The following is a 12,349-nucleotide window of genomic DNA, read 5'->3' as shown; positions in this document are numbered from 1 at the left end:
ATCATACTACGCCTGCGGCGTATACGCAATGAGCGTATTTATTTTCTTCTTTCTCTGTCCCGTTTGCTTCTTTCCAGCAGTTCTTGAAGACCGCTATCTTTATCCGGCAACGAGGTGAAAGCTATGTCGAGGGCTACACGATCCCAGACAGCGCGGCTGTTGATGCGCTTAGGCTTCGGCATGCGCCCATCGGCAACCATTTCGTCGAAAAGCGTCGATCCGACACCGATATAACGAGCTGCTTCCTCACGAGAGAGGCCTCGCGGCGGATACGAGAATGCGTCACTCTTCATGGACGCTGGCCCGTCCCTGATACTCCGGGGCGTGTTGGTGTCGACGCACAAAGCCGCATCCTGGTTGCCAATTCGAAGCGACGAGATCGTGCTCACTTAAATAAGAGGAGCCCCGTTGAGCGGAAGCGGCCTGACTAGGTCCGTTCGGCGCAAACTGGCAGCAACGTGTGAACCGGATGGATCACGGCAGGAGAGCGTTTCTAAGCGGACTCGTGGGGCAAGTCGGTGGACGGCTACGTCGCATTGTGCACGACCGGGGCTAACCACCTGCGACTGCCCGCTGGCCCCCTTGCGCAGCCTCCCTCAGCGTCGAACTCGGAGCCGTTATCCCGAGGGCCGTCGTTCTCGATGCACAGATCGGCCCGCTACGCCAACGGTTGATTGACATGACATGCGCCGGTTCAGCCAGGAGACGCAGCGCAACTACGTCCGCGATGTCGGGCGGTTCGCAAGCTTCCTTGGCCGATCGCCGGACACGGCGACAGCGGATGACTTGCGCCGGTTCCAGGTCGGGCAGCAGGGTGACGGCGTTCCCGTGCCGACCATGAACAGCATTGTGTCGGCGCTGCGCTTCTTCACCCACACGCTCGACCGCCCGGACCTGGCGCGCAGGCTGGTCCGCCTGTCGCATCCGCGCAAGCTGCCCGTGGTCCTGAGCCGCGACGAGGTTGCCCGTCTCCTCAACGCCACCACCTGCCTCAAGCACCAGGCCGCGCTCTCGTCGCCTATTGCGCGGGCTTGCGCGTCGCGGAGGTGTCGACGCTGAAGGTCGCCGATGTTAGCGCTGGGTCGTCTACGCCGAGGCGCCCTTCGCCGGGCCGGAAGCGGTGCTCGCCTACGCAACCCCTGTAGCGCGCCTCCCCTGGCCTGCTACGTCATGCGGCCAATCTCTCCCTCAGCCTGATGACGCTTTGTGCTGTCCAGCGCCCGCCGCCAGGTGACCTAAAGCCCCTTTGGTTGAGGGCGCCGGCAACCCCCCGCGCCGACAATGCGCCTGCCGGATCAACGTCGCGAAGCACGTCACGGAACTCCTCAGCCCGGTCCTGAGCGCCCCGCTTCACAGTCGGCACCGCAGGCAGTCTGACTCCGTTAGGTTGCCGAGGCGCAAGGGCCGCGTGGTGCCGTCCTCAAGCCGCCTCACAGGCTCTTGGCCAAGCACTACCAGTGCCGCCGCCTCTCGTGCCAGCGCATCCCGCTTCACCGCCACCGCAGCCTTGGTGCGGCTCTGGATCATCTTGCGCTGGTGCTCCGCCACCAACGCCAAGACCCCGAAAGTGAGATCGCAGGCATCCGGCATATCGGCAGCCACGAAACTCGCCCCGCTGTCTCTCAGGGTGAGCAGGAAGGCAGCGTTTCGGCTCAGCCTGTCGAGCTTAGCGATGATGAGCGTGGCCTGCGCATGCTTGGCGTGCCTGAGGGCGGCTTGAAGCTGAGGGCGGTCGTTGGCCTTGCCGCTCTCAACCTCAACGTATTCTTTCATAGGCTCGGCATTGCTGCCTGCCCGGTTGCGTATGTGAGCCGACACGGCTTCGCGCCGGGCTTCAAGGCCAAGCCCTGATGCCCTTGTCGGGCCGTTGAGACGCGCAGATAGGAAACGAAGAGAGGGGCGGTGACGGTGTTGGACATGGGTCAGCTCCGAGGCTATTCCCAAACAGATTTGTGAAGGCCTCCTTGCGAAAGCTCATCGCCGGGAGAACTGGCACAATTTCTATTTAAGAAGGACCGTTAACGAGTGGCCGGCGAAGGAAGCGCTTCGGCCAGCGCGATGCCGGGCGTTGTCAACCAGTTGTAAAACCCACCCCTGGTAAGAGTTCCCTCGTGCAATCGCAGGATGGCTTCGCAAAAATCGGAGACATCGATGACGCACAAACGCTTCGCGGCCTCGATAAACGTTGGAACGCTCGGGTCTACACCGGGGCTGCACAAGGTGAGGCAAGGGTTGTTTCGCAGCCCCGCCAGTTCTGATGCCGCGAGGACCTCGGTAGCAGCGTTTAAGGGCACCGTTTCCTGATCGCTAACTTTAGATTTCACCTCGACAACAATCGGAATAAAATCCTCAATCGATACTAGGAAATCGGGAAACCCTTGGCGACCGGTCACATCGAGTGGCTGACAAGGTATCCCAAGCCCTCCTAGCGATATACTGAAAGCCTGCTCAAGATCAGTCCCTCGCTTCTCGTACAGAGCGGCTATTTGGTCGCGCAGCATCAAGCGGTCTGCTCGCCGAAGATGCATCGTCTTAGAGTGATTTCGGTCGTCCTGCCGCCAAGTCCGAGCTGCATTCCGAATTAGGTTGGCTATGCCACCACGCTCTTGCAAGCCAAGCGCTATACGGCGACGTTCATCGGCCTGATCGCTACCATCCATCAAATCCATGGGCCTCGAAAGCCCGCCCCTTCGCAAACTCATAATATCATCACGGCGGAGGCGCGACTGGAGGCCGGGCAGTCTTAGTTCGGACATCCAAAGCACATCGCTGGGCACCCCAACCCCTAGCCTGATCGACTGACGGCGGATCGCGCGGGCAAGCCGCCTCACGTCTTGAACATCTTCACCATTTCCACGTAGCGCGATTGGCTTGCTTTCATCGGCCAAGGTCGGAGACGTCACGCTCGAAATAATCTCAGATACCCCCGTAAGAACCCACGACACATCGCGAGCTACTCCCTGAACCGTTCCCAACCTGACCCCCGCCACAATCTTTTCAATTTGCCCCCTAGCAGTTCCAGCCGCCCACTCTGTCAATTGCAACGCCCCGTTAGCGGCTCCCGCATCTGCTACCCACGGCTGGTCGAACAAGATTGGGTTCAGTCTAGTCGCGTAAGGGTTCGGCACTGGGCCATTCCGGCCTATTCTCCAGTTGAGGATACGGGTAGCTTTGCCACCAACAATCCCGAACTCCGGGGACCGAATAGCTGCATGGCTCAGCACAAAGACAAAATCGTCTTCGCTGGTACCGTTCCCGGCCCGATCGATCAGTTGAGTGAGTTGCGCAGAGGACCTTTTCAGCCCCTCGATGAAAAAAATTGCTGTCTCCGGCTTAAGGCCCGAGTGGGCGACGGCAACGCCGAAGGTTGTGACCGTGATTTGTCCATGCAGTTCTATCAGGCAACCGATGTCGACAAGCCGATCAATTTGACTAAACAACTTGTCTCGCCAGTGATCTATACCAGCTAGATTTCGCTCCCGCTCTCTAGATGCCGTAAGCGTTGATCCGATTAGGTCGAATGCATCCTCTCTGCTTGTGCACAGCCTCCCTGCGAAAATCTGAAGTGTGAGGGTCCCAAAATGCTCTGGTGTAATGCCCAAACCCAGCGGAGCTTGGGTGGTCAGGTCCATTAGTGCTTGAGCCTGCCTACTTTCCTGTACTCCGTCAGCCGTGAGCACAACGTGGCCTTTAGCGATAGCCTGCCCCATCCTGCCGACACGGCCGGCCATGTTTTGGAACTCGTCTCGGCCTATAGGCACATGCATTTGACGGTCAAAATCCCACCTTTTCCAAGAGGCGAATGCGGCACTACCCAAAGGGAAATTGACCCCCGCTGCGAGAGTTGATGTGGCAAAGACTACATCGACCTGGCCCGAAGCGAGGCGATCTTCGACGAACAGTCTTTCATCTTCGGTCAGTTCGGCGTTGTGATAGGCTGTGCGCCTGCGCAAAGCATCTAAGAGCGGCTGCTCAACGTCCACCCCGGCAGGCGCATCAATCTGAATGGCCGGTCGGGATTGAGCCCACGTTCTCGCTAGGTCAAAAGTGTCGTCGACCTTCATGCAAAAAACTATAACGGGGTTTCGCTGCTGTTGAAGTAACTCTCCGATCACACCCATAACATCGCGACTTCGACTAGGCGGCCCTTGTTGCTGCAGCCCTTCAAAGCCCGGACCAGCTGAGACGGAGAGCGTTGCCAAGGGTGTTCGACACTCAATGGTCAATGCCTTTTCGCGATTGGGGTTTCTGATCAAGCCAATCCCCAACCAACTAGCCAGTGCCTGTGCATCGCCGGGGCTCAGAACCGCAGACAGCCCGACGAACTGCCGCCACCCCGCTCGCCGCATCAACGTCAGGAGAAGTTCGGCGTTTTGGCCGCGATGTTTATCCCCCACCAACTGGACTTCATCACAGACGAAGCAGATGTTTGTCAGGTCACGCGGCGGCCCACCAACTGACAAGCAGCCCAGAAACTTCTCGTACGTTGCAACCAAGATAACAGAAGAAAGGGGAGCATTTGTTTTCCGACCTGCCGCGTCTTCGACGCTGTCCCCTGTCGCACATACAATCGCCGAACGGTCGTAAGCTAGGAAGTCACCAAGAAATAATCTCTTAGCCTCCTCGAACTTCTGTTTGGCCAACGCCCGATGAGAGACGAGATAAACAGCCGTGTAGCCTGCCTCAATGGCTGATGCCACTGTCCACCAACCGATTAGGGTCTTCCCGGTCGATGTCGGCGCGCTGACAAGAAGACTTTCTCCGCGAGCTACGCCTGCCTCTAAAGCTTCGAACTGAATGTCCGTGAGAAGCGGCATGCCGCTTGCCTCTGGCAAAAGTTCAGGTTTGCCCAAAACTTTGTCAGAGAGCCCATGATCTATCGGTATGGTTGGCTGCATTCTATCCCCCAAATATCGGCGAACTATAGCTAGTGCCGTCGCGGTTAACCAGAGGAGTCCGTTATTTCTCTCAATGTCACCGGCTGCGATGCGTCAGCGGCGAGCCGAATGCCGATGGTGCCCCCCTACAGCTGTCGTATAGGGCCGGCTATTCATCCATTGTTGAGCCCGACCCCACGGCCCGTGTCGAAAGATTCCCAGCGCAGTTTCGAAAAATGATGCCTTTCGAGCAGAGGAGCGAATAGATCGCCACGCGTGATTTCGACCGTGCGCTTACCTCCTGCTTACCGGCTGAACACCAGCAGGGGTCGCGGATACCAATCCGACAATCATATGGTTTTGTTGTGAAAGTTGGCGCACCCGACAGGAGACGCGGCAAAGCCGGCGCGTTAATCGCGCTTTCGATTTTGGCTGGGTGCCAGACATTCGAACATATGGATGCGGGCCTGACATCGTTGCGAGGCCAACCGTACCAAGCCGCATTTGACGTTCTCGGCTTTCCCGATGCGGAGAGCACGATAGCCGATAAGCGCGTGTTCACGTGGGAAGCCTAAACGCCCGGCTCATACACTGTCCCGACTTTTAATTCGAGCACGGCCTATGTGAACGGGAAGCCAGTCTATATCCAGACCCCAAGGCACAGCAACCGAGACCTATGACTATCATTGCAAAGTCGACGTAATCGTTGGGTCATCCAGCATGATTGAGCACACACTAAGTACGATGGCAACATTGGCGGCTGCGAGAGCTATGCACGCCTGTTTCGTCTAAAGTCTCAGTAGAGGTGAAACGTTGTAGCGAGAACGGTGAATCTTATACAACCTATTATTTCCAGATTTCCAGGATTTTCTACATCTAAACGCGGCAATGTAGCAATATAGACGCATATGTACGTGGCCATACTGCAAAATTATTAGACATGGCTGGAATCGATCCGGGAAATCCGGAGAGCTTTCAAGCTCTGATAAACGAACCAATCCACAATAAGAACGCGATGCCACCCGCTCTAATCCCCACGAGCGCCAGATTTACAGCACCATTGATATCTTGCTATTTCTATCCATCACGAAAGTATTCTGTGCGATCATGCCGTCATGGTGAGCACATTGTTCCGCGATAGCATGGGCGAATGACTTCCCGTTTTCAATGTCGGCTACCCATTTACTGGGCTGGTTCCCTACGAAAGCTAACCGACCGAGCAGATATTATCGCCATCCATGCCGCTACAAATAGTGAAACAGCAACGGCCCAAGCCGTGAACGCTAAGAGAGAGTTAGGCGGCTGACTTGTCACCAAGCTGTATGCGGTCCCGACGAGGATCACTGAAGCAGCCGAGACAGCACCGGCAAACGTATACGCCCGGTGATCTGCGGCGATAGCTGAGGTGAGTTGGGCCTCAAGATAGCTTTCTGCCTCCCTAAGCACCTCTTGCAGCATTTCGATATTTGCGCTCTTAGTGCGTTCGAACAGGGGGGCTATTCATGCAAGGTGACCTTTCGGCTCATCCAGACAAACCAGGCAGCGGAAGAAAAGGTGGCGGCGACGGCGGTCAAGTTAGACTCCAACACCATCGCCCCGGCCTCCTGTCAATCGACCTCCGTCCCCTAAACCGGCACCTCCGGTCAAGAAGTGACAAAGACGCGGCAAGTCGAAGATGCCATTTGACTTGCCGCCTGTGTTTTGGCAAAGTTATCGCAGCGCGATGCGCCGAATAGTCATGTTCTTGGGAGGCAAAATGAAATATTTTATTTTGGTTATTGGTGTTCTTTTGGGCGCTTATAGAGTTGTCCCGGCGTTCAGCCATGGTGGCGGAACAGACTCAAATGGTTGTCACACGAACCACAAAACTGGCGGATATCACTGTCATTAGGGCGGCTTACTATGATCAAATGTTTCGCGTTCGCAATCGGACTCGTTTTGGGCGGGTCCGGTGCATATGCTTGGGATGGGACGGATACTACTGGCGAGTCGGTAGAGATTGGCAAGGGTAATCTTGTTAGAACGGGCAGGGACATCCAAATATTTGACGGTGGTGCTGGCGAATATCGAGACGTAACTGTCGAAAGCATTCGTCGGTACGGATCAACAGTTGAAGTCGAAGTCTACGACAACGAAAGCGGCGAGTACCGGACCCTTGAAATGGACGACGACTGACCCTCGCTACTCAACTGCACTCGCGCAGCGGCTGCGCTCTTCGAAAAAATGAATCGGGTCAAATTGAAAAGAGTTAACGCGAGAAGCAGGAAACCGCCCAGGAACTGAAACGGACGAGTCCGAAAAGGTGTTCGACGGGGTGAAGAAGATCGCCAATGTACCGTCGCCGAAGGACGAAAAGAAGCCCGCCACAAAGTAGTGGCGGGCCTCTCCCATTGTTAGGCGCTTACGCAGCGTACCTGAGACTCTCAGGGAACCACACTGCGCTGTTGTATGATGCCTTCATGATGTCGATGCTACGCTCGCAGTCGACGCGTTTGACATACCCTTCGCTGCTAACGGCAATTGTCTTGCCGTTCACAGCTTCATACGTCCAACGCCATTCATTACGATTGTCCCTGTACATCCAGTACGAGGGGTATGTGCGAGACGCCATAGGGATCTCCTAGGTTCGGCGTACGAACGTCGAGCTTGACCATGGCTAATATTTCTGATTCAACATCAGCGTACGTAATAGCCATACCCCGCGCTCGACGTCCAATCTTTGCGGGTGTGAACTTGAAACCGTCGCGGCTCCCCAGCTAGCGGCGGTTTCTTCGTTCTGATGGCTGATTCAATGCTTAAGTATTGGGCAGGAGTCAAGGCGTGGTTAAAAAACCGTTGAGCCTAAGGCAACGGTTTCAACATTTCCGAAACAAATCAATTGGTTACGGTACTCCTCCCGGAGCGGGGAAAACGGCATCGGACGTTTCCCTTGCCGGCAATACTACTCCGATTCGCAGAGAACGCAAATATTGCAGTGCGGTTGATTCTTTCGCGACGCAATAGGATAGTAACACTCATCTATCCATAATATAGATATCCACATCCGTTTATATGACTGGATTGCGTACGGCAGGCTCTCCCAAGTCCTACCCATTCCCCTGCGGCTAAACTTTCAACGGCGTTTCCCTCCCGGTCTGCTTTCGATCAATACGGTAGACGCCGTTTTCTTTTGCCTGCGTGTTAGGGGGGCCGTGGCGGGCGGGGGAGTTACGAGCCGGGAATTCTCTGCCTCTGGATCGCCGGACGATGACGACGATTGATCGTGATCCTCGCCTGCCACGCGCCACACAGTGCTGTTGCTGGTGCTGTCACGAGGCAGTTGTTCGATCCACCGCCCACCGATACGCGTTGATCGTGCCAGATACCTCCCGAAGCGCTTCGATGAAACGTACCGCTCCGTTCGATGAAGCCGCCGAGTGCTTCCCTGAGAAGTGGGCTATCCGCAACCCGGATGGGCGATGTTCCGCGTCGTGAAGGGGCCGTTCGGCAGTGCGTCGATGATCTCCGCAAGTTCGTCTTTCTCCGGGTCCGCTGCTCTCTGACCGGCGACATCGCCCCGGCAATCGGCTGGCCCGAGCCATGGGAGAGGCTCTGTTAGGTGCGCCCGCCGACAAATAGGCGCGCTCGACCGTCAGCGCCGCTGCAACGAGCTCGGGCCGCCTACGCAGGGCTAGGTCAATCGCGTCGAATTCGAAACGCCGTTCCTCTGGCCGCTGACACTGGGCGTCTAGCCGGATTTGAATCGTGCGCCGGTTCAAATCACCATAGGCGTGAGATTGTTTCCCCTGGCGCAAATCAGGCTGATCGCTGGAAGGCGGACGGCGTGGCGGCGGGCAAGGGCGGGGTCGGCCGAGATCGGGCGAGCGGTTTCGGTTTCGAGACGGACGAAGTGGCGTTCGATCATCCGCAGTCTGCGCTGAGTTCGGCGCGCAGAAAGGGGCTTTGGAGTGTCGCCAAGCGGTTGATGAGCGCGGTGCGTTCGGCACTGGCGGCACCGCGCACGCCGACGATTTCCTGCAATGCTTCCATCGCAAGCGAAGCCGGTACCGTCTCGGCCGGGTCGCCGGCAGCGTCTGCTATCCGGAATCGCAAAGATCGCCTCAAGGGCAGACATGCGGGGCAAACCGGACGTTCGCGATGCGTGCCGGACAGCTGGCTGCCCGCATACCTGATTGAGTTTACCCGCGCGTTCCCGCGTTCTCAATTTTTTCCAGATAATCTGCCCACCACTGCATCATCTTGACGCGCTCTTCCCAGTGCTCCGCCCGGGCATAGGCTCGCCGAACGTCGTTTTTTTCAATATGAGCCAGCTGTCGCTCTACGGCGTCTGGATGCCACTTGCCGCATTCGTTCAACAGAGTTGATGCCGTTGCTCGGAAGCCATGGGCGGTTGCTTCATTTTTGCTGTAACCCATGCGACGCAGGGCGGCGTTGAGTGTATTGTCGGAAATCGGACGAGAAGGCGATCGCACGCTTGGAAACAGCAGCGTCCCGGCGCCGGACATTTTTTTAAGCTCGGCCAGGATATTCAAAGCCTGCGTTGAAAGAGGAACGCGGTGCGGTCGTCGCATTTTCATTCGCGCTTCCGGGATAGTCCATACCGAACTTTCGAAGTCGAACTCCCCCCATTCGGCAGCGCGAAGCTCACCGGGGCGGGGAAATAGCAGCGCCATCAACCTCAGAGCCGCTCGGGTTGGGGGCTGTCCGTCGAATGTCTCGATCGCACGCAGCAAGCCGCCCAATGCCTTCGGATCGGTAATGGCGGCACGCGGCGTGACTATTGGCCTGATGAGCGCGCCCCTCAGCGCCGACGTTGGGTCAGTGTCGGCGCGTGCAGTGGCGATGGCGTATCGAAAGACGCTGCCAATGGTCGAGCGCAGCCGCCTGGCCGATTCGTATCGACCGCGCACCTCCACGCTACGAAGGGCAGCAAGGATAGTGGCGGCGTCAATGTCCCGAATGCACTTGTGCCCACAGGTGGGATAGGCGAAGTCGAGTAGCCATTTGACCTTGGTGATAGTGCGGTCGGCACGTCCCTCTTTCTTCAGCTTGTCAACATATTCCTCGGCGATTGATCGAAAGCTGTCCTTTGTCGAACCGACCTTTCGCAATTTGCGTTCCTGTGCGGGATCGATGCCACTTAGGAGGAGACGTTTGGCGTCATCGCGCGCTTTGCGTGCTTCGGCGAGCGAAATAAGGGGATAGCTGCCCAACGCCAGAAGCTTCTGCTTGCCGTCAAATCGATAGGCGAGGCGCCAAAGGCGGGATCCGGTGGGCTGCACCCAGAGCTGGAGCCCGCCACCGTCAGACAATTTCAGTAGCTTGGAAGCAGGACGGGCATTTCGGCATTTCACGTCGGAAAGGGCCATTTGTGGGACACCTCCCTTTGGCTGTTTCGATACCATCAGGATGTCCAGTACCAACGGAAATACCAGCCCTCCGCCCCGTTAGATCAAATACGCCGGAATTCCATGAAACGCGCTCAATCGCGCCATCCTTCCCAAAAAGATGAACGATTTCAGTCGTTTGTGGAAACAGAAGCGTAGAAGCTTCGGCGAAAGGAAGTGTCGGGAGAAGAGGGGATGGTGCCCAGAGGCGGATTCGAACCACCGACACGCGGATTTTCAGTCCGCTGCTCTACCAACTGAGCTATCTGGGCCTGCGCCGGCTAACGGGATCGTCCGCCGGGTTTCACGGAAGCGCCGGGTGGCGCCCCCCTCGAAAGCGCGTGGGTTATAGCACGGGAATTCGCCCTGTCCAGCGCTTAGGTGTTGATAAAGAAAAATCGTCGGGAAACGGCGTATTGCTACGGGCCTTCACTGCTCGTCTGTGGACGAAGGGCCTTGCTTGGGGCCTCCGTCTTCTTCCTCTGCGTCGTCGCGGCCGGGAATGACGTAGGCGCCTTTCAGCCAGCGATTGAGGTCGATGTCCTTGCAGCGTGTCGAGCAAAACGGATAGTGCTCCCGCACCGAAGGCTTGCCGCATTCGGGGCAGGGGCGCTTCGGCCTCAGCGGCGTGACCTTTTCGTCCGGGCTCATGGCCGCGCGACGTGCCAGTTCTTGTGCGGCTTGAAGCCCTCGCCGGACAGCAGTGCGATACTCTCGTAGAGCGGCAGGCCGACCACATTGGTGTAGGAGCCGACCAGCTTGACGACGAAGGAGCCGGCGAGGCCCTGCACGGCATAGCCGCCGGCCTTGCCGCGCCATTCGCCCGACGCGACATAGGCGTCGATCTCATCGCGCGGCAGTCGCTTGAAGCGCACCCTGGTCTCCACCAGCCGCTGCCTGAGCTTGCCGCCCGGTGTGATCAGGCAGATGCCGGAATAGACCCGGTGCGAGCGGCCGGAAAGCAGGCCGAGGCAGTTCACCGCGTCGTCGATCGTCTCGGCCTTGGGCAGGATGCGCCGTCCCACCGCCACCACCGTGTCGGCGGCCAGGATGAAGGCCGGCGCATAGTCTTCCTCGCTTTTCAGCGAGGCGAACGCCTTCTCGGCCTTGTCCTTGGAAAGGCGCTTCGCCAGCGAGCGCGGATGCTCGGCGCGCAGCGGCGTCTCGTCGACATCGGCGGGCAGCACGCGGTCCGGTTCGATGCCGGCCTGCTGCAACAGCTCGATGCGACGCGGCGAACCCGAGGCAAGCACGAGCTTCTGCAGAATGCTCATCGCGGTTCGCGCCGAATTGTTACTTGAAGCGGTAGGTGATGCGGCCCTTGGTCAGGTCGTAAGGCGTCATTTCGACCAGGACCTTGTCGCCGGTCAGCACGCGGATGCGGTTCTTGCGCATGCGGCCAGCCGTGTGGGCGATGATTTCGTGCTCGTTTTCGAGCTTCACCCGGAACATCGCATTGGGCAGCAGTTCCGTGACCACGCCCGGAAATTCGAGGACTTCTTCCTTCGGCATTCGATACCTTTGCTTGGATGGCGGTTCCGGGGCCTAGAGCATGATGCCGAAAAGTGTGAAGCGGTTTTCGAACGACATCATGCTCTACTCTTGATCTGGAGCCGGACGATTTCAGGTCGAACAGACCTGAACTCGTCCGACTCCAGCCGGAATTTGCGGCGGAACCTATATGATAATCGCCCGCTTGTGAACATGCTTAATCCGTCGCGTTTTTTGCTTCCGGAAGCAAGAAACGCCGGCTTATGCGCGTCTTCAGCCGCTCTCGCACATCGCGATAGGCGGCCATGATATGCTCGCGCGTGCCGCCGGTGTCGGTCGGGTCCGGCATCGGCCAGTACTCGACCTCGACGGCGAGCGAGCGGGTAAGCTCGAGCGCGGCGTGATGCGCTTCCGGCGCCAGCGTAACGATCAGGTCGAAATAATCGTCTTCCAGCTCGTCCAGCGTCCTCGGCTGCCGCTCGCCGAGCGTGAGACCCTCTTCGGCAAGCACGGCATCGACGAAGGGGTCGCGCTCGCCACTGCGCACGCCGGCCGAGGCGACGAAAGTGGTGGCGGGCAGCATCCGCCGCGCCA

Annotated in this window: 14 protein-coding genes and 1 tRNA gene; 3 read left to right on the top strand and 12 right to left on the bottom strand. The window is 58.0% G+C overall.

Annotation, left to right across the window (positions count from 1 at the left end; genetic code table 11):
- Positions 1-38: 38 nt before the first annotated feature.
- A complete protein-coding gene (locus EOA49_RS08445) occupies positions 39-293 on the bottom strand; it encodes a hypothetical protein (RefSeq protein WP_095519386.1) in 255 nt (84 codons plus the stop codon).
- Between the two features lie 391 nt (positions 294-684).
- Between EOA49_RS08445 and EOA49_RS08440 the strand changes: the two genes are divergently transcribed.
- Positions 685-1,059 (top strand): phage integrase N-terminal SAM-like domain-containing protein, encoded by a 375-nt coding sequence (locus EOA49_RS08440; protein ID WP_236375304.1) that lies wholly within the window; start codon positions 685-687, stop codon positions 1,057-1,059.
- Between the two features lie 291 nt (positions 1,060-1,350).
- Here the strand turns inward: EOA49_RS08440 and EOA49_RS08435 are convergent, their stop codons facing one another.
- Positions 1,351-1,818 (bottom strand): recombinase family protein, encoded by a 468-nt coding sequence (locus EOA49_RS08435; RefSeq protein WP_236375301.1) that lies wholly within the window; start codon positions 1,816-1,818, stop codon positions 1,351-1,353.
- A 200-nt stretch (positions 1,819-2,018) separates the two neighbouring features.
- Positions 2,019-4,817, bottom strand: coding sequence for a DEAD/DEAH box helicase (locus tag EOA49_RS08430; RefSeq protein ID WP_206073360.1), 2,799 nt, complete (start codon positions 4,815-4,817; stop codon positions 2,019-2,021).
- 1,735 nt (positions 4,818-6,552) lie between these two features.
- On the opposite strand from EOA49_RS08430, the gene EOA49_RS34085 reads away from it, so the two are divergent.
- Both EOA49_RS34085 and EOA49_RS08420 read left to right on the top strand, forming a co-directional pair.
- A complete protein-coding gene (locus EOA49_RS34085; RefSeq protein ID WP_348626863.1) occupies positions 6,553-6,768 on the top strand; it encodes a YHYH domain-containing protein in 216 nt (71 codons plus the stop codon).
- A gap of 11 nt (positions 6,769-6,779) precedes the next feature.
- Positions 6,780-7,052, top strand: a complete 273-nt coding sequence (locus tag EOA49_RS08420) for a DUF5334 family protein (RefSeq protein ID WP_095519107.1) — start codon at positions 6,780-6,782, stop codon at positions 7,050-7,052.
- A 226-nt stretch (positions 7,053-7,278) separates the two neighbouring features.
- On the opposite strand, the gene EOA49_RS08415 is transcribed toward EOA49_RS08420, so the two are convergent.
- From EOA49_RS08415 to EOA49_RS08385, 9 genes are all read right to left on the bottom strand, one after another.
- Positions 7,279-7,488, bottom strand: a complete 210-nt coding sequence (locus tag EOA49_RS08415) for a DUF1508 domain-containing protein (protein WP_095519106.1) — start codon at positions 7,486-7,488, stop codon at positions 7,279-7,281.
- Positions 7,489-8,631: 1,143 nt separating this feature from the next.
- The gene (locus EOA49_RS32565; RefSeq protein ID WP_164746755.1) at positions 8,632-8,781 is read right to left on the bottom strand and encodes a hypothetical protein; all 150 of its coding nucleotides are present in this window, start codon (positions 8,779-8,781) and stop codon (positions 8,632-8,634) included.
- On the bottom strand, positions 8,778-8,906 hold the full coding sequence (locus tag EOA49_RS33935) for a hypothetical protein (RefSeq protein WP_281015776.1): 129 nt from the start codon (positions 8,904-8,906) through the stop codon (positions 8,778-8,780). Before EOA49_RS33935 ends, EOA49_RS32565 begins: the two co-directional genes overlap by 4 nt.
- Positions 8,907-9,055: 149 nt before the next feature.
- Complete coding sequence (locus EOA49_RS08410) at positions 9,056-10,246, bottom strand: integrase arm-type DNA-binding domain-containing protein (protein WP_095519384.1); 1,191 nt, start codon at positions 10,244-10,246, stop codon at positions 9,056-9,058.
- A gap of 214 nt (positions 10,247-10,460) precedes the next feature.
- Positions 10,461-10,536, bottom strand: a tRNA-Phe gene (locus tag EOA49_RS08405).
- A 157-nt stretch (positions 10,537-10,693) separates the two neighbouring features.
- Positions 10,694-10,915, bottom strand: coding sequence for a DNA gyrase inhibitor YacG (gene yacG / locus EOA49_RS08400; protein ID WP_095776494.1), 222 nt, complete (start codon positions 10,913-10,915; stop codon positions 10,694-10,696).
- Entirely contained in the window at positions 10,912-11,538 is a 627-nt protein-coding gene (locus EOA49_RS08395; RefSeq protein WP_127243116.1) for a Maf-like protein, read from the bottom strand. Before EOA49_RS08395 ends, yacG begins: the two co-directional genes overlap by 4 nt.
- Positions 11,539-11,557: 19 nt before the next feature.
- A complete protein-coding gene (infA, locus tag EOA49_RS08390; protein WP_006200926.1) occupies positions 11,558-11,776 on the bottom strand; it encodes a translation initiation factor IF-1 in 219 nt (72 codons plus the stop codon).
- Between the two features lie 196 nt (positions 11,777-11,972).
- A partial coding sequence (locus EOA49_RS08385; protein WP_245460581.1) for a low molecular weight phosphatase family protein occupies positions 11,973-12,349 on the bottom strand: 377 nt, incomplete at its 5' end.

Origin of the sequence: Mesorhizobium sp. M1A.F.Ca.IN.020.04.1.1, assembly GCF_003997315.1 — a bacterium.
In the GTDB taxonomy this organism is placed as follows: Bacteria; Pseudomonadota; Alphaproteobacteria; order Rhizobiales; family Rhizobiaceae; genus Mesorhizobium.
This window is presented reverse-complemented; position numbering and strand designations above follow the sequence as displayed.

What these genes read in the sequence shown, in the direction of transcription:
- EOA49_RS08445 (WP_095519386.1), bottom strand. Translation starts at nt 293, where the DNA reads ATGAAGAGTGACGCATTCTCGTATCCGCCGCGAGGCCTCTCTCGTGAG.
- EOA49_RS08440 (WP_236375304.1), top strand. Translation starts at nt 685, where the DNA reads ATGCGCCGGTTCAGCCAGGAGACGCAGCGCAACTACGTCCGCGATGTC.
- EOA49_RS08430 (WP_206073360.1), bottom strand. Translation starts at nt 4,817, where the DNA reads ATGCCGCTTCTCACGGACATTCAGTTCGAAGCTTTAGAGGCAGGCGTA.
- EOA49_RS34085 (WP_348626863.1), top strand. Translation starts at nt 6,553, where the DNA reads ATGCCATTTGACTTGCCGCCTGTGTTTTGGCAAAGTTATCGCAGCGCG.
- EOA49_RS08420 (WP_095519107.1), top strand. Translation starts at nt 6,780, where the DNA reads ATGATCAAATGTTTCGCGTTCGCAATCGGACTCGTTTTGGGCGGGTCC.
- EOA49_RS08415 (WP_095519106.1), bottom strand. Translation starts at nt 7,488, where the DNA reads ATGGCGTCTCGCACATACCCCTCGTACTGGATGTACAGGGACAATCGT.
- EOA49_RS32565 (WP_164746755.1), bottom strand. Translation starts at nt 8,781, where the DNA reads ATGATCGAACGCCACTTCGTCCGTCTCGAAACCGAAACCGCTCGCCCG.
- EOA49_RS33935 (WP_281015776.1), bottom strand. Translation starts at nt 8,906, where the DNA reads ATGGAAGCATTGCAGGAAATCGTCGGCGTGCGCGGTGCCGCCAGTGCC.
- EOA49_RS08410 (WP_095519384.1), bottom strand. Translation starts at nt 10,246, where the DNA reads ATGGCCCTTTCCGACGTGAAATGCCGAAATGCCCGTCCTGCTTCCAAG.
- yacG (WP_095776494.1), bottom strand. Translation starts at nt 10,915, where the DNA reads ATGAGCCCGGACGAAAAGGTCACGCCGCTGAGGCCGAAGCGCCCCTGC.
- EOA49_RS08395 (WP_127243116.1), bottom strand. Translation starts at nt 11,538, where the DNA reads ATGAGCATTCTGCAGAAGCTCGTGCTTGCCTCGGGTTCGCCGCGTCGC.
- infA (WP_006200926.1), bottom strand. Translation starts at nt 11,776, where the DNA reads ATGCCGAAGGAAGAAGTCCTCGAATTTCCGGGCGTGGTCACGGAACTG.